The organism is Paraburkholderia sp. SECH2 (assembly GCF_030464795.1).
GTDB lineage: Bacteria > Pseudomonadota > Gammaproteobacteria > Burkholderiales > Burkholderiaceae > Paraburkholderia > Paraburkholderia aspalathi.
Map to the genome: position 1 here is coordinate 550,885 of NZ_JALPRH010000001.1, position 21,103 is coordinate 571,987.

Genomic DNA, 21,103 nt, shown 5'->3' on the forward strand with positions numbered 1-21,103 from the left:
CAACCTGAATGGCTATCGGAAAGGGATAGACGTTATGGAAATCGCCTTGCAATCGCAGTTGAAGAATTGGCGTCAGCATCTGCACCAGAACCCGGAAACCGGCTTCGAGGAAGTCGCGACTTCGGACTATGTCGCGCGCGCCTTGAAGGCCCTCGGCCTCGACGTGCACCGAGGAATCGGCGGCACCGGACTCGTCGCCAATCTTACGGTTGGCAACGGCCGAGGTGTGATTGGTCTGCGCGCCGACATGGATGCACTGAATATCGCGGAGAACGCACCGGACCGCCCGTATGCCTCGCGAACGCAAGGCAAGATGCACGCCTGCGGACACGACGGACATATGTCGATGATTCTCGGCGCGGCGCGCCTGCTTGCCGAAAAGAAGAATTTCAACGGCACCGTACGATTCATTTTTCAACCGGCCGAAGAACATGGCCGCGGTGCGAAAGCGATGATGAACGACGGGCTTTTCGAGCGATATCCTGTCGACGCGATCTTTGGCGCGCACAACATGCCCGGTATGGCCGCCGGAACCTTCGCGACACGCGCGGGCGGCATTATGGCCAGCGAAGACAATTTCGTCATCCATATCAAAGCCTGTGGCACGCATGCAGCGAGACCGCACATGGGCGTCGATCCGATTGTGATCGCGTCGCAAATCGTGCTGGCATTGCAGACAATCGTGTCCCGCAACCTCGATCCAAGCCTGCAGGCGGTGATCTCCTGCACGGAGTTCATTACGGATGGCATCCGCAACGTCATCCCGTCGAACGTAACGATCAAGGGCGACACACGCAGCTACATTCCCGAAGTCCGGACCATGCTGGCAAACCGCATGCTAGAAATCAGCGAAGGGATCTGCCACGCGCACGGGGCTGAATGTGCGTTCGAATACACGCACGAATTCGCGCCTACGGTGAATTCACCGGAATATGTGGACCTTGCCGTTTCGGCCGCGCGCAATATCGTAGGCGCAGATAACGTCGACGCCAGCGTACAACCCATGATGATCTCCGAGGATTTCGGCGCGTTCCTTCAGGCGGTGCCGGGCAACTTCATATTCATCGGCAATGGTGAGACGGGGAAGGAAGGGAGTACTCCGCTCCACAACGCCACCTACGATTTCAACGACGAGATCTTGCTCACCGGTGCGCGATATTTTGCTGAAATCGCGCGGCTCGCGCTCCCTTCTGCCTGAGCTACGTCCCCTTCCTGCCCGGCATCAGAGACCGGCGCTGGCCGCGGTTTTTGATGAGCGTCAGGCGGGGGAATCACCCGCCTTCGCAGCCTTTATCGCGGCGCACTCAAGCATGGCTTCGCCGATCACGTTTTCTCCCCGCTCGTTGAGAGCAGCGCCCGCCCCTTCGATATCCCGCACTTCCTTGTTCTGGCCGAGCTTGATCTTCCCGACCAGGCGCGTGATTTCGATCTCAACGCCGACAATCGCCTTGAGCATCATATCGATGTAGTCGGCGGTGCTGTCCGTCATCTTCCACGGACGAGTCTGGGAGGCTTCATGAGTCCGCGTGAGGCGAGCGACCAGCCCGCGAACATAGCGTTCGTCATCGCGGATGGTCACCCGGCCGTGCGCGTGGACCACCCTGTAGTTCCATGTCGGCACCTGCTTGTGCAACTCGTGCTTGCTCGGATACCAGTTGGGCGAGATGTAAGCGTCGCCCGCGCGAAACACGACCAGTACCTCGTCCCCGTTGGCCACGTCCTGCCAGACCGGATTGGCGCGAGCCACGTGAGCATGAAGGACGCCGTACGCGCCCTCGCCGGCTTTCAGATCAAACGGAATGTGGTTGGCGTCCAGACCACTTTTGCCATGCGTGATCAGCGTGCCGAACGGATTCTCTGTGATCAGCGAGTGCAGCACCTCGGTGCGCGGTTCATCAAAATGAGTGGGTACGTACATAGGGGCTCCGTGATGAGTGCAGCGATGCGCTAACCCTCATTGCAGGCAACGCCGGTGCGGCAGGCCTGGAAAGAATTGTGGCGGCAAACTGGTTTATATTGTAGAACCAGTTTGGATCATTTTCTTTGGACCAGAAAGCCATGGCTCGCAAACCGAAAGCGGTGGAAGTTCCGGCGATCGGCATGCTGGATCGAGCTGCGGGCCATTTGGGCCGCCAGCTCGCCCAGGCACTCCGCGAGGCCGTCCGCCGTGGCGACCTCAAACCCGGTGAAGTGCTCCCCTCCACGCGCACCTTAGCTGCGTCCTTGCATGTTGCACGGGGAACCGTCGTCGAGGCATTCGAGCAACTGATCGCCGAAGGCTTTCTGCAATCGCAGCCTGGCTCCGACACGCGCGTGGCGCAATCATTGACGCTCCCTGCCGATGTCCGAGGGCGGTCCTCATCCGTTGAAACTGCCCCGCTTCCAGAACGCGCCCATCTTTTCGCACAGGTTGCACGTCAGTTTTCTGCCGTACCGCAGGCGCCTTTCGCCGTTTCGGTACCCATTGGCCCTGCCGCTCCAGATGATGTCTGGCGCCGGCTCGGCAACCGGCTGCGCGCCCGCGGACCCGGCGCTCCGGCCGGGTATGGCGACCCGCAAGGGGCGCTGGCGCTGCGCGCAGCGGTGGCCGACTATGTCAGGAAATCGCGCTCGGTTCGTTGCGAGGCGGACCAGGTGATCATCACGAGCGGCACTCAACAAGGCCTTTACCTGTCATGCCAGGTGCTACTCGATGGCGACGCGTCGGCGTGGGTGGAGGACCCGGCGTATCGGGGCATTACGGCTATTCTGGAAAGCACCGGTCGCCCGGAACGCATGATCCGGGTACCCGTTGATGCGGAGGGCCTCAACGTCGATGAGGGTATCAAGCTGGCACCACACGCACGGGCGGCATTCGTCACGTCGTCGCACCAATATCCTCTCGGAATGCCATTGAGTATGGCGCGGCGCAACGCGCTGTTGGCGTGGGCCCGCGCGAACAACGCCTGGGTGGTCGAAGACGACTACGACAGCGAACTGCGTTATGCGGGACATCCGTTTCCGTCACTCCAGGGGCTCGACCCTAACCGGGTGGTCTATCTCGGCACCTTTAGCAAGATCCTGTTTCCATCATTGCGGCTCGGCTATGCGGTTGTCCCGCAGAACCTCGTGGAGGCATTCTGCGGCGCGCGCGTGCTCATGGATCGCAATCCCCCGAACGCAGATCAGCATGTACTGGCGGCTTTCATCGCTGAAGGCCATCTGGATCGTCACATCCGGCGTATTCGTGGCGTCTATGCGGATCGCCGCGCATGCATCATCGAGACGCTCGAGCGACTGCTGCCGAAAGAGGTCGCCTGGTTGCAGCCGAGCGATCAGGGCATGCACCTTGTGCTTTGGCTTGGTGGGGGCGTCGACGATAAATTGGTGGCGTCGTTGGCAGGCGAAAGTGGGGTTGCTGTACGAGCGGTGTCACCCATGTATTCAGGTGGAAAAGGTCCGATGGGTCTGATACTGGGTCTCGGCGGTTTCAGCGACGCCGAAATTGAAATTGCTACTCAACGTCTCGCCGCGTGTATCGCGGCTGCGGCAAAAGCGGCGCACCGTGCGAATCCGCAGGGCGCCGCTACCGTTAAAGCGTAACCCGCGCACTAGCCTTGCTGCGCTTGCCAGCCGATGCCAAGACTCTTCTGCAGTGACACAAAGTCCTTGAGCAATTCGGCCTGTCCCGCGACCACATTCTGCTGCGCGGTGAATTCTTCGCGTTGCGTGTCGAGCAGATCGATCAGCGTGGCGACACCGGCGGAATAGCGCTGCCGCATCAGCGTGGCCGAGTGGCTTGCTGAGGTTTCCACCTTTTGCAGCGTGACGACATGATCGCGCTGATGCCCATAGCGCGAGAGCGACGAGTTCGCGTCCTGCAGCGCACCGAGCACGGCCTTCGTATAACGCGCCTCGGCTTCGTCGCGCGATGCCTCGGCTGCGTGCACGCTGCCCAGTGTGCGGCCAAAATCGAACGCGTTCCATTGCAGATACGGCGCGGTGATCCAACTGAAATTGTTCTTGCGCACGAGATGCCCCGGATCGCCCGCGCTGAAGCCGATATCGCCGAGCAACGTCACCTTCGGGAAAAAATCCGCGATGTGTTCGCCGATCTGCGCATTGCTCGACGCAAGCCGCCGCTCCGCCGCGCGAATGTCGGGACGCTGCTGCAACATCGCCGACGGATCGCCGATCGCCACTGTCCCGGGCAACGCCGGCAGCGGCCGTGTACCTGCGAGTTGCTGGTCTAGCGCGCCGGGCTCACGGCCGGTCAGTACGGCGAGACGATCGAGCGAATCGGTCAGTTGCGCGTCAAGCGGAATCAGCGTTGCGCGTGTGTTTTCAACCTGCGTGCTCAGGCGTTCCACATCGAGGTCTGCTGCCGTGCCACGCTCCCGGCGCTGCTGCGTGAGCGTCAACATCTTCTGTTCGGTCTCTGCCTGACGCCGCGCGAGTTCAAGCCGCGTCTGCTGGTCGCGCAGTTCGATGTAGACCTGCGCAACCTCAGCCGCGAGCGACACCTGGGTGTCCGCGAGATCGGCGTCGACGGCTTCCGCATCCGCGGACGCCGCTTCGATAGCGCGCCGCGTGCCGCCAAACAGATCGATTTCCCACGTGGCGTCGAAGCCTGCGGTGTAGAGCTGCAACGGGCCGCGACCCGACGATGTGCTACTGCCTGAGCTGAGCGAACTCAGATCAGGCGAGCGCATGCGCAGCGCTGCAGCATCGCCGGAGATTTTCGGCAATTCGTTCGCACGTTGCTTCTGCAGTTGTGAACGCGATTCCCGCAAGCGGGCCTGCGCAATATGCACGTCGGGACTATGCGCAAAGGCCGCGGCGATGAGATCGTTCAGCTGCGGATCGTTGAATGCGAGCCACCACTGGTTCGGCGCGGGCGTCGCGGTCGTACCGGCAGCCGGCGCACGCACGAAGGTCGCGCTGCTGCGGGCGTCCTGCGCAACCGGCGGCGCGCCGTGATAATCCGGGCCGACCGTGCAACCCGACAAGGCGGACAAAAGCACGACGGCGACCAGTGCGATAGACGAGGGACGGTTGAACATCATGGTGTGATGAAAAGACATTAGTGTCCGGCGGAAGAAGGCGGCGGTGCGTTCCGGCTGGGTGTTTTCAGAAGCAGCGCAAGCGGAATGCAGGCGATCAGCGCGATGCCGAGCAGATAGAAGGTCTCCGAATAGGTCATCACGATGGCCTGCTGCTGGATTTGCGCGCCGAGTTGCCCAAGCGCGCGCACCTGCGAGTACGCCATGTCGCCCGTATGGGCGAACCAGTTCGCCGCGTTCGCCGTCAGGCTCTCCTGCCCGATCAGCGAATTGGCACTGACCGACTCGCGGATCATCGCGGTATGAAAGGTCGTGCGCCGGTCGATCACGGTCCCGATGATCGCAAGGCCGATCGATCCGCCTAGGTTGCGCGCCATGTTGTAGAGACCGGCGGCGTCGCCGGAATCTTCGCGCGACACGGCCGCCATCGACGCTTGATTGAGCGGCATCATCGCGAGCATCTGGGCGGTGCCGCGTATCAGTTGCGACCAGATGAAATCGTGCCCGACGCTCTGCGCCGTCAACTCAATGTCGATCATGCAGCTGATTGCGTACAACACCAGCCCGGTAATCACCAGCACGCGGAAATCGACCTTGCCGAGCAGCCGCGGCAGGATCGGCATGATCATGAAGGCGGGCAGCCCGGAAAGCAGCATGATCGCGCCGGACTGTTCCGCGTTGTAGCCCGCGACCACCCCGAGAAACTGCGGCAGCAGATACGACACACCATAAAGCGCTGCGCCGACCGCGGACACAATCACGATCACGCTCGCGTAATTCGGGTTGCGCATCAGACCCAGGCGCACGATCGGCTTCTTTGCGGTCATTTGCGAGGCGGCGATCAGGATCATGCCGAAGAGCGACACGCAGGTGAGCGACACAATCATCGACGATTCGAACCAGCGCTCGCGCTGGCCTTCCTCGAGCACGACCGTGAGCGAACTGAGGCCGATCGCCAGACCGACGATGCCAAGCCAATCCGCCTTGAAAAACGCCTCCCAGTGCGGCCGGTCTGACGGCAGGCCGACGATCAACAGCGTCATCAGCGCAAGGCAGATCGGCAGATTCATGAAGAAGCACCAGCTCCAGCTGATGTTCTCCGCGAGCCAGCCACCGACGACCGGTCCAAGCAGCGGCCCGAGCAATACGATCAAGCCGAACATGGTCATGCCGACCGGCATCTGCGATAGCGGCAAGCGTGTGCGGATGATGGTCTGCGCCGTCGGAATCAGCGCGCCGCCCGTGAAGCCCTGGCCGATTCGGCCGGCGATCATCATGGGTAAGGTGTGCGACCAGCCGCACATCATCGAAAAGGCAATGAAAAGCGCCGCATTGGTGAGCAGAAAGTTGCGCAGGCCGAACACGCGAGTAAGCCACGCCGCCAGCGGAATCATCACGATTTCCGACATCAGATAGCCGGTCGAAATCCAGGTGCCTTCCGTACCGGTGGCGCCGATTTCGCCCTGGATCTGCGGCAGCGCGGAGTTCGTGATCGAGATGTCGAGCGTCGCCATCAGGGCGCCGAGCGCGCCCGCGGCGACGGCGATCCAGTCGCCGACGCTGGCTCGCTCTTCCCCGCGCGGTGCGGCGGCGGGAGTTGCGGTTCCCGATTCAGCCACGATGGTTCTCGCTGTCGATACGTGCGTCACGATCGCGCGCCGAACGTGTGTCGACATCCACGGTTACTGACAGCCCCGGCAAGAGCACGCTGCGCGTCTCCGTGCCCGTGTCGATGCGAATCCGCACGGGCACGCGCTGCACGATCTTGGTGAAGTTGCCCGTGGCATTTTCCGGCGGCAGCAATGCGAATTGCGAACCCGTGCCTGGCGAGAAACTGTCGATCACGCCGTGCAGCGTATGACCGGGCAACGCGTCTACATGCATTTCCACCGGCTGACCCACGCGCATCCCGCCCACCTGCGTTTCCTTGAAATTCGCTAGCAAATAGGTGCTTTGGACCGGCACGACCGTCAGCATCCGCGTGCCAGGTTGCACGTACTGACCCACGCGCACGGTGCGATCGCCGACCTTGCCGCCAAGGACACTGCGCACCACAGTGTTGTCGAGATCGAGTTGCGATTGCTGCGCGCTGGCCTGAGCGGCTTCGAGCTGCGCGCGCGCCTGCGCGAGCTGTGCGGTAGCCGAACCGATCTGCGAGCGTGCGGCCTCGACCGCCGCCGCATTCGCGGCGAGCGTGGCGTTCGCCTGATCGCGGCTGCTGGTCAATTCCGCCAACCGTTCGCTGCTTTCAGCGCCGGTGGCGACGAGCGGCGCGTAGCGCCGCACTTCGTCGCTCGCATGCTGCGCACTCACGCGCGCCACCTGCTGCTGCGCCTGGGCCTGCGCAATGTTGGACTGCTGCTGTTTGATGTCCGCCTGCGCGCGTTCGATGTCGGCCTTGCGGGCATCGATCGTGGCCCGCGCCTGGTCGAGCGCGACCTGATACTGGCGGGCGTCGAGATGAACAAGCGGATCGCCCGGCTTCACGACCTGGTTGTCCGCGACGTAAACTTCCGTAACGTAACCGGCAATCTTGGGCGCCACGGTGACGCTGTCGGCCTGCAGATAGGCGTCGTCGGTGCTTTCGATGAAGCGGCCCACGGTCCACCAGCGGGCGAGCCAGACGGCGCCGACGATCAGCGCGACCACGCCGAGCGCGATCAGCACCGTGCGCCGGCTGGGACGCCTCGCGCCTGCTGCGGGCGAATCTTCGGCGGGTATCGGGCGGGAGGGAGAGCCTGCAGTCGCTGACATCGTATCGGTCCAATTGTTTCCACGTGGCACAATTATTCCAGTTGATCAAATTGTGTCAAGTGATATATTTCTTACGAATTCCCGCACTACGCGTAATGGAGAAAGATGCATGAGCACCGCAAAGAAGCTGCGCCGCTCGCCGGAAGGCGGCTATGCACGCGGCGACGAAACGCGGCACCGGATCATCGAGGCGGCGATCGAACTGTTTGGTGAACATGGTTTCGAGGGCGCGTCGACACGCGACATCGCGGCCCGCGCCGGCGTCAACGCGCCCGCGCTGCAGTACTACTTCGAGAATAAGGAAGGGGTGTATCGCGCCTGCGTCGAGATGCTCGCTGACGACGCATGGGAGACATTCGGCCCGGCCATCGAACATGCGCAGGAAGCGCTGCGTGAAAACGCCGACACGCCGGCGTTGATCGACGCCTTCATCGGCATTCAGACAGCGATCGCGCACGGCGCTTTCGTCAAGGCAAGCAAGCCCGGCCGGCGGATGTTCTTCGCACGCGAGCAGGCGGGACATGAACCTCAGAGCGCCATGCAGATTTTCGGCTGCAGGATCCGCCAGCCGCTCAACGACGTCAGCGTGGCGCTAGTGGCGCGAATTTCCGGGCGCGCTGTCGACGATCCGGTCATCTTGATCCGCACCTTCAGCCTGCATGGACAACTGGTGATTTTTCACCTCGCGCATCCGTCCAAACTGTCGATGCTCGGCTGGAAGAGCATCGACGCAGAGAAGGCGGCACTGCTCACGGCGACCGTCCGCGATCAGAGTCGCACGCTGCTCGAGCATTGGAGCCGGGAACGTGACGAGGCGCACACGCCTCCCGCGCAAACCACGCAAACGACGAGCAAAGGAAAGCCGCGCAAGCAGCAGTGATCTCAGGCCGGCGCACGGATCAACGCTTCCGGACCCGTTGGGCAAGATGCCATTACAATCCAGCACTTCGAACCGACAACGGTGATTTGCGCCATGACATATCCCCTTGCATTGACACTCGCCGCGGTCATTGCAACCGCCAGCACGATCGCGACCGCCCAAACCTCCGGAGGCAGCGATACACCCAAACTGCAGTGCGCCATCGGGTATGTCACCGGCGTCGGCGGATCGGCGCAGAGTTTTCGTGAATATCTTGCGACCCCCGACCGGGACAAGTACCGCTACGTTGCTGATAACCCGATTCAATGCAAAATCTCAGACGAAGGTCGCGCGTCAGCCTGTACCGGCGTGACAAACCTTCGGAATGAAAAAGTCAGTGTGTACGACGACGTCGACAATGCGACGATGGCCGTGGTCGCGCGCGTGGAACTCGAGCACGGGACCTACCCGGTGATCATCGTCGTGCGACGGCAGGATGTGAAGTGCGAGGAGTGAGCGCTGTCTGGCGCGTCATTGATGATCGCCGGCCGGGCACGAACAACAACCCAGCCGGCGAAGAGATGATTACGACTCGAAGACGCCGTTGTGATCAACGGCGTTTCATTTTGATCACGCGCGAAATCTGACCCAGCGTAAATCCGGTGTTCTGCACATATTTGGCATAGTCGAGCGGCGCAGTGAACGATTCATCGGTAACGTACTCGCCCATGTAACGGAATCGGTCAGTTGCTGTTCGGACAAAAACAGGAAGCGGCTCTGTCTGTCGCGCGAGCGTGCGGCCGGCCGCACGTGCAGCAGCGCTGCTATCGCAGACGATCACATCCGGGGCATACGGGTTGAGGTCCTGACGCAATCGCGCAGCGACGACCTTGCCGCCCTTCGTAGGCAAGAATGCCTGCTTGCATCCGCCCGTCACCCTGTGAATGTCTTCCCGGGAATACTCTTTTCCAATTTCAAACATGATTTTTCTCCGAAGAATGACGCCTGGCTGTAGAGCAGCGGCGTCAAGCGGAGCGATGATATCGAGCTGTGTCTAAAGCCGTTGTATAAAGAGCGAGCTTCTTGATAAAGAAGGTAGGTGGGTCGAGCACAATAGCGAAACGTGCGCTTGGATATGCTGAATTTACGGCACACGCCCCTCGGTTTTATAAATTCGTTATACCGTTGATGACAGAATTTCGAGGTCGCAGAGCGAGGGTCTAAATGATTCGGCCGGAATCCCCCTCTCTGTCTCCGCAGTCATACCGTTCGCGTTCTTTCGTAGACGGTTGCCGCAAGCGCTTGTAGGAACACGCCGAGGTGTTTGGGGGCGAAAATCGCACGACGTGCATGGATCGGCCATACGCCAAGGATCTGTTTCTACGAGTGCTTGCGACAGCGTTGCGCTACTCGCGACGAAGGAATCTGCTCAGTATCAAGTTACCCCGACGATTCAATGCATGTGGGACCGAACAACGGCGTCTTTCGGAGGTGTCCGATCCACCGGCACCTCGTCGGCGGACTCCAACGCATCGATGCTCGAGTCAGTGCGGTTGAGCATCGCGCGCCCCCCCCCCCCCCCCCCCCCCCCCCCCCCCCCCCCCCCCCCCCCCCCCCCCCCCACCCCGTTGCCGATCAGGTTCGTAACGGCACGAGCTTCGTTGAGGAAGCGATCGACGCCTAGCAGCAGCACCAGTCCAGACACAGGGATTTTGTGCATCGAGGCCAGCGTGGCAGCCAGCGCGACGAATCCGGCTCCCGCCACACCCGCAGACCCTTTGGACGTCAGCAGCAATACACCAAGGAGCAGCAACTGATCCCCGATCGTCAAGTGGATATTCATCGCTTGCGCAACGAACATCGAGGCCATGGTCAGATAGATCGCCGTGCCATCGGCGTTAAAGGTGTAGCCCGTAGGCAGCACCATCCCGACCACGGGGCGTGAACACCCCAACTTTTCCATTTTGATGAGCATCTGCGGGAGCACCGCTTCAGTCGACGCTGTACCGAGGGTAATGAAGATCTCGTCCTTGATGTAGCGAAGATACTTCCACAGCGACAGTCCGCTCATCCGCATGACAGCACCAAGTACAACGACCACGAAGAAGATCGAGGTCAGGTAGAGGCACAGCATCAGTTGGCCGAACGATGCCAGCGTGCCAATTCCGTACTTCGCAATGGTAAATGCCATGCCGCCAAAGGCGCCGATGGGCGCGACATACATCACGATTCGCACGACACCGAACATGCCCTGAAGGAACATGTCGAGCATATCGACGAACGGCGCGGTGCGAGGACCAAGCCTGGCGAGGGAGATGGCGAGCAGGAGCGAAAAGAAGATGATGGGCAGGATATCCCCATTTGCGAACGCTCCGACAATGCTGTTCGGAACGATGCTCATGAAGAAATCGAGCATGCCGTGCTGCTGCGCCGCATGGGTGTAGCTGGAAATAGCCGAACTGTCGATATGCGCGGGGTCAATGTTCATACCGCTGCCCGGCTTGATGACGTTCACGATTACAAGGCCAACAGCGAGCGCAATCGTCGATGCAATTTCGAAGTAGACGACCGCCTTGACGCCAACGCGACCGGCCGCGTGAAGATCATTCATGCGTGCAATGCCGACCACAACGGACGCGAAAATGATCGGCGCAAGCAGCATCCGGATCAGCTTGATGAACAGATCGCCGAGAGGTTTGAGCTGAGAACCGATGTCAGGGTAGAAATGGCCGACGAGGACACCGGCAACAATGCCAATCAGAACCTGTACGTAGAGCTTGGAAAGAGCTTTTCCGATCTTTGAAACCCGCATGACTGTCTCCTATGCGTGGCATCTTTTAATGAAAGTCAGGACCAGTCGCCGCAGCGGGATCTACCGCAGCGGCGAGCACGAACTGACTTCGCGTGCGTTCGTTTTGTCTATTCTTATGAACGCTGCGCCGGCGCTTTTGTCGGCGCGTTTTGCCGTTTGAAGGCTTATGCGGACAGCTTTTGCATTTCGGCGAAAAGATCCGCTTTTCCTTCGAAGCCGATGCCGGGCAGATCCGGCATGGTGATGAAGCCGTTCTCCACCTTCACGCCGTCGGGAAAGCCGCCATAAGGCTGGAACAGGTCCGGATACGATTCATTGCCACCTAGACCGAGTCCAGCCGCAATGTTCAACGACATCTGGTGTCCGCCGTGCGGAATACAGCGGCTCGGCGACCAGCCGTGCTGACGCAGCATGTCGAGCGTGCGCAGATACTCCACCAGGCCATAGCTCAGCGCGCAGTCGAACTGCAACCAGTCCCGATCCGGACGCATCCCGCCGTAACGGATCAGGTTGCGTGCGTCCTGCATCGAGAACAGGTCTTCGCCAGTCGCCATCGGCTTGTCGTAGTAGTTGCGCAGCGTAGCCTGCAACTCGTAGTCGAGCGGGTCGCCCGGTTCTTCGTACCAGAACAGGTCGTATTGCGACAGCGCCTTCGCGTACTGGATCGCGGTGTCGAGGTCGAAGCGGCCATTGGCATCGACAGCGAGTTTCTGACCATCACCGAGTACGCTCAGGATCGAGTCGATGCGGCGCAGATCTTCATCGAGCGAAGCGCCGCCGATCTTCTTCTTCACCACCGTATAGCCTCGGTCGATGTAGCTGCGCATTTCGTCTTTCAGCTTCTCGTGATCCTGGCCCGGGTAGTAGTAACCACCGGCCGCGTACACGAAGATCTTGCGATCGGGTTGGCCATTGCCGTAACGGTCGGCCAATAACTGGAACAGCGGCTTGCCTTCGATCTTCGCCACCGCATCCCAGATCGCCATGTCGATCGTGCCGATGGCGACCGAGCGCTCGCCATGACCGCCCGGCTTTTCGTTCGTGAACATGGTCGCCCAGATCTTGTGCGGATCGAGGTTGTCGCCGGCATCGTTGACGAGCGTGGCGGGATCGGCTTCGAGAATGCGCGGAATGAAACGCTCGCGCATCAGCTTGCCCTGGCCGTAGCGGCCGTTGGAGTTGAAGCCGTAACCCACAACCGGCTTTCCGTCCCGGATGACATCCGTCACCACGGCGACGAGACTCAGCGTCATCTTGCTGAAGTCAATATAGGCATTCCGGATCGGGGAACTGATCGGAACGGTTTTTTCGCGGATTTCAACGATTCTCATGACGGTGTCTCCTGAGTTTTGGGCACGTTTTGCATGCGTCCGGCTGCAATGGAAACTAGCTTATCCGCGAAAGGAGAGATTAGAATTCACTTCAATTCATTTCATTTTTTACTTTAGGTGAACAACTGAAGTGACAACTGACTCAGCCTCCGACTTCGAGTTTTTCATCCTCCTCGCCAGACTCAAGAGCTTGTCGGGCGCGGCGCGGGCGCTCGATCTCACCCCGCCGGCCGCGACCAAACGCCTGGGGCTGATGGAACAAAGACTGGGGGCGCGCTTAGTCAACCGGACAACGCGGAGTGTCAGCCTGACGCCCGAGGGCGAGACCTATCTGCGCTACGCGACACAGATCGTCGGGCAGGTCCGGCAGATGGAGGACGAGATATCGGGGGCTCGATCCGATCCCCACGGACTGTTACGCGTCAATGCGACGCTCGGCTTCGGGCGCACGACCATCGCGCCGCTTGTGTCCGAATTCGCGAAGCGCTTTCCCAACGTGGAGATCCAGTTCGAAGTGACCGACCGGCCTATCGATCTGGTGGAGGAAGCGTTCGATATGGCGATCCGTTTTGGCGAACTCCCCGACAGCCGGCTTAGCGCCCGGCGCATCATGAGCAATCGTCGTTTTCTTTGCGCCTCCCCGAAATACCTGGAGCGTTTCGGGACACCGGAGCGCGTAGAAGATCTCGTTCGGCACCGTTGCATCATTCATCGGCAGAACGATGATGCCTATGGCGTGTGGCGGTATATGCAGGGGGACCATACCGAGGCGTTGAAAGTCAAAGGCGCGCTATCGAGTAATGATGGCGATATTGTGCTGAGGTGGGCGCTCGACGGGCATGGGATATTGATTCGTTCCGAATGGGATCTCGCCAAGTACGTCCAAAGTGGGCGGCTCAAACTGGTCTTGCCGGAAACGGTGCTGCCCTCAGCGGACCTCTTCGTCTACTATCCGAGCCAGCGAAACCAGACGGCCCGCGCCCGCGCATTCATCGACTTTCTGATCGATCGGTTTCAAGCACCGTTTATACCTGTCGAAACTGGCGCTTCGATCTACGATCAGAAAAAGAAAGCGGGCCGCAAGCCATAAGTCACGCAGACGCGAACAATGCAGCGGCCCAATCGGCAAACACCCTCACCTTGGTGCTATATCGTCGGCTAGGCGGATACGCGATATAGATCTCAAGCGGGTCCGGTCGCCATCGCGTGAGAATGGGTACAAGTTTCTTCTGCTTGATGAACGGGCGAGCCATGAAGTCCAATGTGTGCACGATCCCCAAACCAGCCAGTGCAGTTGCAATGTGTGAATTGCTCTCGCTGACAAGAACGTCATTGCGTACACGGCCAAGCGTGATCGTGTCCTCGTCCTTGCAAAATACAAGGGGCTGCGTCACACCCGTACTGGCAGAAAAATATCCAGCAACAGGCAGCTTGTTATCCACGATTTCCTGAGGATGTTTCGGTGTGCCGTACTTCGCGAGATACGCGGGACTCGCACATGTGGTCCACGCAAGCTTCCCGATTGGGTGCGTCACGAGATCCGGATCGTCGGCTGTACTGCGAATTGCACAGTCTATGTTTTCGGCGACAAGATCCGCGGTACGGTCAGTGACGCTTAGTTGAACCTGTATGTCCGGATAACGTTCGAGAAAGGTCGGCAACGCGGGAATGAGAATGCCGCTTGCTGTCGATCCGCCAGCGTCGACTCTGAGCACACCACGTGGGCTCGCCTCCTCCCGACCGAGCGTCGCCTCGATGTCATCGAGCTCGCTGAGAAGTTGCCGCATGCGCTCATAGTAAGCCGCGCCATAGGTCGTCACACTGACGCGCCGCGTATTGCGCTCCAGCAGCTTTACGCCAAGGTGCGCTTCCAGTGACTGGACCCATTTGCTTGCCGTGGCGTTGGGCATATTCAGAGAAAGGGCCGCCCGCCCAAAGCCTCCTGTCTCGACAACGCGAACAAAAATACGGATGGCCTGCAGATGATCCATGGATCTACCTCGTAGATTATCCATCCAGATGAATAGATAAACCACAATATACATATTTATCTGCATGGGTGTTTAAACTAAGCTGGGCTCACTGATCCACGTAACCGATCCACGTAACTGAACCACACAGCTCAAGCAGGAGCCCTGAAATGACAACGTCTCTCTACGACAACATCCATTCGACCAAGCATGCGGGAAAGGTGGCGCTCGTGACCGGCGGCAGCACCGGAATCGGCCTCGCCACCGCCAAACGCCTCGCTCGCGAAGGTGCAACGGTGTTTATCACTGGTCGACGCCAGGCGGAATTAGACGCTGCGGTATCTGAAATCGGGCACGGGGCACGCGCGATTCGTGGCGACATTTCGTCGGCCGAAGACCTTAAGAAAGTCGTCGACACGGTGTCCGCGGAACATCAACGGATAGACATTCTCTTTGCCAATGCGGGCGGCGGCGAGTTCTCCCCGCTTGGACAGATCACCGAAGCGCAATTCGACAAGTACTTCGACATCAATGTGAAAGGCACCTTGCAAACCGTGCAGAGCGCATTGCCGCTTATGCGGGCCGGCAGCGCCATCGTGATCACAGGATCGATCACATCGATACAAGGGGTACCGGCATTCGGTGTCTATGCCGCCACCAAGGCTGCCTTGCGCTCCTTCGCACGCACCTGGGCATCGGATCTCAAAGGCCGCGACATCCGCGTCAATGTGGTCGCGCCAGGTGTCGTCGTCACGCCTGCGTACAAGACCGAACTCAAGCTGAGCGACGAACAGATCGAAGCCTATTGCAAGGAGGTTGCCGAAACGACACCGCTTGGCCGTGTCGGCAGCACCGATGAAATCGCCAAGGCGGTTTCCTTTCTCGCCTCCGACGATGCCAGCTATATCACCGGGATAGAACTGTTCGTTGATGGCGGACGCGTGCAAGTCTGATTTGTTCAGCGCCGTATTGATGGCGGCTGGACATTAGAAACCATCTGGCTGTCTGAGGGTGTCTTCGTCGATCCGGACGGTGAGAAACGCCGCAGGCGCGGCCAGTCCGCGCGACCTAAGCCGCCGGATCGCCCGAATTCGCCCGCTGCATACCTGCCTCGCGTGCCGCACGCCGTTGCCGGCGCTCCAGCCGATCCTCCTGCAACACCCGCCGCCCAGTGCGCGAAGCGAGCACCAGCGTGATCGCTAGCAACCCCGTACCGAGCAGGTAGCTCGGCGGAATGAAGTGCCCGTCCGTGAAACGCGCCACCAGCGAGATATAGAACGGCGCCAACCCGCCAAACAGCATGACCGAGGTGTTATACGAAATAGCCACGCCGGTGGAGCGCCCCTGCACGGTGAAAATCTTGACCAGCATCCCTGGATGCGCGGCGCCTTGCAGCGTCAGGAATAGGATGCCGACAACCCGTACGATCATCAGACGGTTCTCGGTGGGGTCGGCCAGTAAGTACGCGAACAACGGAAAGACGCAGATCAGCCAGCCCACGATAAAGAAAAAGAACAGCCGATACGCGCCGACACGGTCCGCCACCATGCCGAATACCGGCGACAGAACGCACATCACGATACTCGTGACGAATATCCCCTGCAGCGACGAACTGAGTGACAGATGCAACTGAACCTGCGCGTAGGTCGGCAGATAGGCATTCCACACATAATTCAGCGACGTGCCGGCGATCATCACGCCCATCGCGCACACTACGGCATCGCCGTTCTCGCGCACAAAGTCACGTAACCGCTCGCCCATGGGCGCCCGTGCCGCGGGGCGTGCCTGCAAGCGGTTGAATTCATCCGATTCGGCGACATGATGGCGGATGTAGAAGCCGATTGGCCCGACCAGCGCGCCGATCATGAACGGCACGCGCCATCCCCAACTATCCAGTTCCGCATGCGACAGGTGACGCGACAGCAGGTAACTGCATCCCGAAGACAACATCGCGGCGATCCCGATCGACAGCATATTGAAGCTGCCGTAAAACATCTTCCGGTTGGGCGGCGCGACCTCGTAAATCGTCACCGACGACAGCGCGAATTGCGCGCCCACCGCGAAGCCTTGCACCAGGCGGCCGATCACCACCAGTAGAGGCGCGACGAGCCCAAGGGTCGCGAAGCCCGGGGTCAGCCCCAGGATCAGCGAGCCCACCGACATCAGCACCATGATCCACGACAGCACCCTCACCCGCCCGACCCGGTCCGCGGCCATGCCCATCGCCACGCCGCCGATCGGACGGACCAGGAAACCGACCGCGAAGGTCGCGAACGTTAGCAGCAATGCACTGCTGCGATCGACGTTAGGAAAAAACACCCGCGCGATTGTGCTCGAAAAATAGGAGTACACCATGAAGTCGAACCACTCGAAGGTGCCTCCTATCACCGTCGATACGATGGTTTTCCAGACCTTCCCTGAGTCGCTTTGGGCGTTCATGTGTTTATCCTCCGGCCCGCAGGGTGCGCAACGTCTGCGCAAAGAACTCCTGAACCACCTCGACGACCTGCATGCCGTTGTGGGCGATATTCGCCATCTCATCGAAACGCACGCGAATGCCGGCGGCCTCGAACGACGCCTTCAGCGTACGCAGCCGTTCCGGGCGCGTCGCGCCGGCATCGTTGATACCTGGCATATACATCGGGCTATCTTCGGATACCGTGATTTCCCAGGTTTCCAGATCTGCACGGCCCACCACCATCTGCACCGGCACACGTTGCAAGGTGGCCAGATCGAACGGCTTGCCGAAATGGCGCTCGAAACCGCCCGTGCCTAGCCACCAGTCTTTCGTGTCATCGAGCACGGTGACGTTGCCCGGTGCGCCGATCGACGCGGCCCAGAGCCGCTCCGGATGCGCGTACGCAAAGCGGTTCACGTACTGGCCGCCACCCGAATAGCCGAACAGTGCGAACTTGTCGAAGCGCTTGCCATAACGCTCGCCCACTTCGGTCACCATGTCGAGCAGCACTTTGTCGTAGCGGATATCGCCTTCGATCAGACGCTTGAAGCCGCTACGCTCGCCATCGCCGCGCACGCCCACCGGAAACAGCGGACACAGCACGATGCATCGGTTCCAACGGCCGAACGGCGCGAACGCATCGCGATACTGCGTGAACTGACGTCCCGTGCCATGCATCACGACGACCAGTTCAACGTCGTTGCCGGGTGTTAGGACTTCAGGCGGCACGTACAGCACGTACGGAAAGCGCGGATCGTGGCGACTCGCGTACACGGTGGTCGAGCCCAGGTCGTACAGCGCCTGCGCTTTCTCATGACCCGGAGCGGATCGCGTCTCTGCTTCGAACATCTGTCATTCCTCTCTGACGATTTCAGCGGTGTCGTGTATGCCTCGCGCTGCGAGGCACGCGTGTTTATTCACAGCTCAAGCCGCTTCGGCGAGCGGCTCGTGGTGCAGGCTGTAACGGGTGAAGACCCGGTTGAGCGCGGGCATCGGTGCGACATCCATTTCCCCAGCGGCCGGCACCATGACGATCATCGCGACCGTCGCGGTCATCGTGTGACGCGTACCCGGGCGCGGCGGACGGCACACCGAAAACGGCGTGGCGAACGCGTCGAACAGCGCGGTCTTGACCGCGTCGCGATCCACCTTCGGTGCGGCCTTCAGCAACTGACGCACGCGCCAGTCGCGGTAATAGCTGTCCGGCGAGCTCTCGCAACCGGTATCCAGCAGCTTGGTGCGAGCGACCGGGCTGATCCAATGGTTCGCATGCACGATCATCTGGTCGTCGTCCGGATAGATCGGGAAGGCTTCGTTCGGCGCGCATTCGAAATCGATGCCGAAGCCCTCGGCCATCCCGAGCATGATGTTGTTCGAACACGATTTCGGCGTGGTGGCGATCACCCGCAACGCGTTCGCAAACACCGGCTCTTCCAGCACGCGCCGACGCAGCAGCGACAGCGGCACGCCCAGTTGCATGAAGTCGCGCTCGGACTCGAGATAGTTCGCGGTGATCGACACGCCCGCGGCATTGAACCCGCTGCGTGCGAGGCCGCCCGCTTCAACGAAGGTCAGGAAATCGGGGCCGTTATCGTTGCGTACGCGCAAGACGATGCCGGTATCGACGCAATCGGCCTTCCAGTCCCAGTTCTGTGCATGGATCAACTGCCCGGTCGACGTGCGCGACGGCAGCACGAGCACGCCGGTACAGCCGTCTTCGTCGTCGGCCTGCAGCGCCATTTCGGCTCGCGCCTTGGCCAGCACCTCGGTACGGGCATTGATCATCACGATGTCTTCGAACAGCACTTCCGCACCGGTGGCGATGCCGCGCATCTCGTCCAGGTACTCCGGTTGAAATTCGCCGATGACCTGTTCGAGCGAGCGGATCAGCGCCGTCTGCGACGCTTCGCTGTAGCCGAGATTGCGCAGCGTCTGGCCGTAGCGGGATGCGCTCAGGCGCACCCGCGCCGCCGCCGCACGGCCATATTGCAAACCGCGCTCATACGGTTTGCCGGACACGCTGACGAATGGAAACTGCTGGATTTGCGACATGTGTGGGACTCCTCACCCTGGCTGCCACCGACGACATGAAGCAGAACTAAGCCCGCGCTGACGCCATCGGCCTGATTTGTGACAGATCGATTTTCATTGGCCACAAACAAAATAAAAAGCGTTATTTTCTTTACCAAAAGGAAAGAAAAATTTTCGTTTCGTGAGATCATGCAACGCGCGGAGACGGGAAAAAATCGTGCAATCCGAGCACATCCCGAGGGCCCTGAAGGAGATCCCGCATGAGTGAAATTCGAATGCTGCGGACGTTTCTCGCCATCGAGAAACACGGCACCATGGCGGCGGCTGCCGATCGCATGGCGCTCACGCACGCCGCGGTCGGCGCGCAGATGCGTACGCTGGAGCGCGTGTGTCAGCGGCAGTTGTTCGACCGCAGCGGGCGCAGCATCCAGTTGAACGATGCCGGCCGTTCGATCATCGAGCAGGCGCGCATGGTGGTGGCCGCGTACGACTCGCTGTTGCGCGGCGTGGCCGACAAACTCAACATCGAAGGTTCGATCACGATCGGCTCGACCGCGTCGTCAATGGGGTTTCTGGCGGCCAACGTGATCCACCTGAGGGTTTCCTACCCTGGCCTGAAGGTACGTCTCACGCACGGCGACAGCGCCGAATTGGGGCGCCAGGTGCGCGCCGGGGAAATCGATGCGGCGGTGATCGTCAGCGAACCCCGGGTGACCACGCTACCCGAGTTGTGGGAGCGCCTTTACGACGAACCATTGGTATTGCTGGTCAATCCGGCGATCGCCGCCGACGATGCGTCGGTGACCTCACTGCTTAAGCGTCATCCGTTCATCGGCTTCGAAGCCGCATCGCTGACAGGCACCCATGTGGCGAGCCTGCTTCGGCGGCTGCGCGCCGAGGTCAACCCTATTCTGGAAATGAATTCGATCGCCGCGATCGCGGATCTGGTGCGGCAGAACGTGGGCGTGTCGATCGTGCCGCGTTTGCGGCACGCCGCCTGGGACGAAGATCCGCTGCTATCGGTGAGGCCGATTCCGGGCACGGCGTGGCGCCGGCATATCGGATGGTATGAATTCGGGCGGCAGCCACTGGCCACCGCGATCGTCAAGAATCAATTGCTCGCGGCGCTGGCCGAATAGCGGCTCAGCGCCCGAGTTGCGACACGCCGCTCAGATGGCGTCATTCGGCCGATGCTCATCCGTATCCACGCAGCACACCAACACCTCCGCATCTTCCTTGCCGAGGCTCAGGTAAACATGCCCAATCGAGCTGTCGAAATACAGGCTATCGCCCGGCATCAACTTGAACGACTTGCCCTTTTCAAAGCGCAATTCCAGTTGGCCTGCCAGCACAAAGACGAACTCCTCGCCTGAATGCCGGATGTACTCCGGGAAGTCCGAGACGGCGCGGGCGCGAATGTGCGCGCGCATCGGCACCATCCGCTTGCCGGTCAGATTGTTGGCGAGCATGCCGTACTCGTAGTTCGGCGTGTCGTAGATCTCCTGTTTGCCGTTCGCCGTAAAGGACGGTTTCATCACGCGCGCCGGCTGATTGAGTTTGCGGCTGCGCCTGAAAATCGCGTCGAACTCCAGTTCAAGCGAATGTGCCAGCGCCGCAAACTTGTCGTAGGTCAGCGCGATATCGCCGCGCTCGGCCTTTGAGATCGTCGACACGGCGATGCCGGAGCGCTCGGACAATTCCGTCAGCGTCAGCCCGCGCGCCTTGCGCGCCTGCCGCAAATGGCCGCCTACGAGTTTGTGGTCGAGCGCAGGCGGCGCCTCATGCACCTCGTGCCTCTCATGCGGCGCCTCGGCCTGGTTGTCCCTCACTGCTGCTTTGGCCATTT

Annotated in this window: 20 protein-coding genes; 8 read left to right on the top strand and 12 right to left on the bottom strand. The window is 60.6% G+C overall.

Going from position 1 to position 21,103, the window contains the following annotated elements; all coding sequences use genetic code 11:
* Positions 1-34: 34 nt before the first annotated feature.
* On the top strand, positions 35-1,198 hold the full coding sequence (locus M0D66_RS02510; RefSeq protein ID WP_266208896.1) for a M20 aminoacylase family protein: 1,164 nt from the start codon (positions 35-37) through the stop codon (positions 1,196-1,198).
* A gap of 60 nt (positions 1,199-1,258) precedes the next feature.
* Here M0D66_RS02510 and M0D66_RS02515 read toward each other — a convergent pair whose 3' ends face one another.
* Entirely contained in the window at positions 1,259-1,918 is a 660-nt protein-coding gene (locus M0D66_RS02515; RefSeq protein ID WP_093636816.1) for an FMN-binding negative transcriptional regulator, read from the bottom strand.
* 140 nt (positions 1,919-2,058) lie between these two features.
* Here M0D66_RS02515 and M0D66_RS02520 point away from each other — a divergent pair, with 140 nt between their 5' ends.
* The gene (locus M0D66_RS02520) at positions 2,059-3,582 is read left to right on the top strand and encodes a PLP-dependent aminotransferase family protein (RefSeq protein ID WP_266208897.1); all 1,524 of its coding nucleotides are present in this window, start codon (positions 2,059-2,061) and stop codon (positions 3,580-3,582) included.
* 8 nt (positions 3,583-3,590) lie between these two features.
* Here M0D66_RS02520 and M0D66_RS02525 read toward each other — a convergent pair whose 3' ends face one another.
* From M0D66_RS02525 to M0D66_RS02535, 3 genes are read right to left on the bottom strand one after another with little or no spacing between them, the layout of a single operon-like run.
* The gene (locus M0D66_RS02525) at positions 3,591-5,045 is read right to left on the bottom strand and encodes an efflux transporter outer membrane subunit (RefSeq protein ID WP_200651822.1); all 1,455 of its coding nucleotides are present in this window, start codon (positions 5,043-5,045) and stop codon (positions 3,591-3,593) included.
* A gap of 17 nt (positions 5,046-5,062) precedes the next feature.
* Positions 5,063-6,661, bottom strand: coding sequence for an MDR family MFS transporter (locus tag M0D66_RS02530; RefSeq protein WP_200618975.1), 1,599 nt, complete (start codon positions 6,659-6,661; stop codon positions 5,063-5,065).
* Positions 6,654-7,796 carry an HlyD family secretion protein gene (locus M0D66_RS02535; protein WP_234486619.1) on the bottom strand — a complete coding sequence of 381 codons (1,143 nt, stop codon included), beginning with the start codon at positions 7,794-7,796 and terminating at the stop codon, positions 6,654-6,656. Before M0D66_RS02535 ends, M0D66_RS02530 begins: the two co-directional genes overlap by 8 nt.
* Before the next feature lie 109 nt (positions 7,797-7,905).
* Between M0D66_RS02535 and M0D66_RS02540 the strand changes: the two genes are divergently transcribed.
* Together M0D66_RS02540 and M0D66_RS02545 are read left to right on the top strand one after the other, a co-directional pair.
* Complete coding sequence (locus tag M0D66_RS02540) at positions 7,906-8,676, top strand: CerR family C-terminal domain-containing protein (RefSeq protein WP_256457056.1); 771 nt, start codon at positions 7,906-7,908, stop codon at positions 8,674-8,676.
* Between the two features lie 93 nt (positions 8,677-8,769).
* On the top strand, positions 8,770-9,171 hold the full coding sequence (locus tag M0D66_RS02545) for a hypothetical protein (RefSeq protein WP_266208898.1): 402 nt from the start codon (positions 8,770-8,772) through the stop codon (positions 9,169-9,171).
* Positions 9,172-9,265: 94 nt separating this feature from the next.
* Here the strand turns inward: M0D66_RS02545 and M0D66_RS02550 are convergent, their stop codons facing one another.
* Positions 9,266-9,637, bottom strand: a complete 372-nt coding sequence (locus M0D66_RS02550; protein WP_054033757.1) for a hypothetical protein — start codon at positions 9,635-9,637, stop codon at positions 9,266-9,268.
* 471 nt (positions 9,638-10,108) lie between these two features.
* Positions 10,109-11,467 (bottom strand): C4-dicarboxylate transporter DctA, encoded by a 1,359-nt coding sequence (dctA, locus tag M0D66_RS02555; protein WP_266208899.1) that lies wholly within the window; start codon positions 11,465-11,467, stop codon positions 10,109-10,111.
* On the opposite strand from dctA, the gene M0D66_RS02560 reads away from it, so the two are divergent.
* Entirely contained in the window at positions 11,466-11,627 is a 162-nt protein-coding gene (locus M0D66_RS02560) for a hypothetical protein (RefSeq protein WP_211700096.1), read from the top strand. The two genes, dctA and M0D66_RS02560, sit on opposite strands and share 2 nt — an antisense overlap.
* 4 nt (positions 11,628-11,631) lie before the next feature.
* On the opposite strand, the gene M0D66_RS02565 is transcribed toward M0D66_RS02560, so the two are convergent.
* Positions 11,632-12,798: a mandelate racemase/muconate lactonizing enzyme family protein gene (locus tag M0D66_RS02565; protein WP_054033760.1), complete on the bottom strand. Its 1,167-nt coding sequence runs from the start codon at positions 12,796-12,798 to the stop codon at positions 11,632-11,634.
* 130 nt (positions 12,799-12,928) lie between these two features.
* On the opposite strand from M0D66_RS02565, the gene M0D66_RS02570 reads away from it, so the two are divergent.
* Positions 12,929-13,888 carry a LysR family transcriptional regulator gene (locus M0D66_RS02570; RefSeq protein WP_093636796.1) on the top strand — a complete coding sequence of 320 codons (960 nt, stop codon included), beginning with the start codon at positions 12,929-12,931 and terminating at the stop codon, positions 13,886-13,888.
* A gap of 1 nt (position 13,889) precedes the next feature.
* Here the strand turns inward: M0D66_RS02570 and M0D66_RS02575 are convergent, their stop codons facing one another.
* On the bottom strand, positions 13,890-14,789 hold the full coding sequence (locus tag M0D66_RS02575; protein ID WP_266208900.1) for a LysR family transcriptional regulator: 900 nt from the start codon (positions 14,787-14,789) through the stop codon (positions 13,890-13,892).
* A 149-nt stretch (positions 14,790-14,938) separates the two neighbouring features.
* Between M0D66_RS02575 and M0D66_RS02580 the strand changes: the two genes are divergently transcribed.
* Positions 14,939-15,721 (top strand): SDR family NAD(P)-dependent oxidoreductase, encoded by a 783-nt coding sequence (locus M0D66_RS02580; protein WP_266208901.1) that lies wholly within the window; start codon positions 14,939-14,941, stop codon positions 15,719-15,721.
* 115 nt (positions 15,722-15,836) lie between these two features.
* On the opposite strand, the gene M0D66_RS02585 is transcribed toward M0D66_RS02580, so the two are convergent.
* From M0D66_RS02585 to M0D66_RS02595, 3 genes are all read right to left on the bottom strand, one after another.
* Positions 15,837-17,207 (bottom strand): MFS transporter, encoded by a 1,371-nt coding sequence (locus M0D66_RS02585; protein WP_266208902.1) that lies wholly within the window; start codon positions 17,205-17,207, stop codon positions 15,837-15,839.
* A 4-nt stretch (positions 17,208-17,211) separates the two neighbouring features.
* Entirely contained in the window at positions 17,212-17,964 is a 753-nt protein-coding gene (locus M0D66_RS02590; RefSeq protein ID WP_200619028.1) for an alpha/beta hydrolase, read from the bottom strand.
* 186 nt (positions 17,965-18,150) lie between these two features.
* Complete coding sequence (locus M0D66_RS02595; protein WP_256457062.1) at positions 18,151-19,278, bottom strand: C45 family peptidase; 1,128 nt, start codon at positions 19,276-19,278, stop codon at positions 18,151-18,153.
* A gap of 239 nt (positions 19,279-19,517) precedes the next feature.
* Here M0D66_RS02595 and M0D66_RS02600 point away from each other — a divergent pair, with 239 nt between their 5' ends.
* Positions 19,518-20,396: a LysR family transcriptional regulator gene (locus M0D66_RS02600; RefSeq protein ID WP_234487679.1), complete on the top strand. Its 879-nt coding sequence runs from the start codon at positions 19,518-19,520 to the stop codon at positions 20,394-20,396.
* Between the two features lie 30 nt (positions 20,397-20,426).
* On the opposite strand, the gene M0D66_RS02605 is transcribed toward M0D66_RS02600, so the two are convergent.
* Positions 20,427-21,101, bottom strand: coding sequence for a helix-turn-helix domain-containing protein (locus M0D66_RS02605; protein WP_200618967.1), 675 nt, complete (start codon positions 21,099-21,101; stop codon positions 20,427-20,429).
* Positions 21,102-21,103: the final 2 nt, after the last annotated feature.

Excerpts from the sequence above, each read along its gene's own strand:
- M0D66_RS02510 (WP_266208896.1), top strand. The coding sequence starts at position 35 with ATGGAAATCGCCTTGCAATCGCAGTTGAAGAATTGGCGTCAGCATCTG.
- M0D66_RS02515 (WP_093636816.1), bottom strand. The coding sequence starts at position 1,918 with ATGTACGTACCCACTCATTTTGATGAACCGCGCACCGAGGTGCTGCAC.
- M0D66_RS02520 (WP_266208897.1), top strand. The coding sequence starts at position 2,059 with ATGGCTCGCAAACCGAAAGCGGTGGAAGTTCCGGCGATCGGCATGCTG.
- M0D66_RS02525 (WP_200651822.1), bottom strand. The coding sequence starts at position 5,045 with ATGATGTTCAACCGTCCCTCGTCTATCGCACTGGTCGCCGTCGTGCTT.
- M0D66_RS02535 (WP_234486619.1), bottom strand. The coding sequence starts at position 7,796 with ATGTCAGCGACTGCAGGCTCTCCCTCCCGCCCGATACCCGCCGAAGAT.
- M0D66_RS02540 (WP_256457056.1), top strand. The coding sequence starts at position 7,906 with ATGAGCACCGCAAAGAAGCTGCGCCGCTCGCCGGAAGGCGGCTATGCA.
- M0D66_RS02545 (WP_266208898.1), top strand. The coding sequence starts at position 8,770 with ATGACATATCCCCTTGCATTGACACTCGCCGCGGTCATTGCAACCGCC.
- M0D66_RS02550 (WP_054033757.1), bottom strand. The coding sequence starts at position 9,637 with ATGTTTGAAATTGGAAAAGAGTATTCCCGGGAAGACATTCACAGGGTG.
- M0D66_RS02560 (WP_211700096.1), top strand. The coding sequence starts at position 11,466 with ATGACTGTCTCCTATGCGTGGCATCTTTTAATGAAAGTCAGGACCAGT.
- dctA (WP_266208899.1), bottom strand. The coding sequence starts at position 11,467 with ATGCGGGTTTCAAAGATCGGAAAAGCTCTTTCCAAGCTCTACGTACAG.
- M0D66_RS02565 (WP_054033760.1), bottom strand. The coding sequence starts at position 12,798 with ATGAGAATCGTTGAAATCCGCGAAAAAACCGTTCCGATCAGTTCCCCG.
- M0D66_RS02575 (WP_266208900.1), bottom strand. The coding sequence starts at position 14,789 with ATGGATCATCTGCAGGCCATCCGTATTTTTGTTCGCGTTGTCGAGACA.
- M0D66_RS02580 (WP_266208901.1), top strand. The coding sequence starts at position 14,939 with ATGACAACGTCTCTCTACGACAACATCCATTCGACCAAGCATGCGGGA.
- M0D66_RS02585 (WP_266208902.1), bottom strand. The coding sequence starts at position 17,207 with ATGAACGCCCAAAGCGACTCAGGGAAGGTCTGGAAAACCATCGTATCG.
- M0D66_RS02595 (WP_256457062.1), bottom strand. The coding sequence starts at position 19,278 with ATGTCGCAAATCCAGCAGTTTCCATTCGTCAGCGTGTCCGGCAAACCG.
- M0D66_RS02600 (WP_234487679.1), top strand. The coding sequence starts at position 19,518 with ATGAGTGAAATTCGAATGCTGCGGACGTTTCTCGCCATCGAGAAACAC.
- M0D66_RS02605 (WP_200618967.1), bottom strand. The coding sequence starts at position 21,101 with ATGGCCAAAGCAGCAGTGAGGGACAACCAGGCCGAGGCGCCGCATGAG.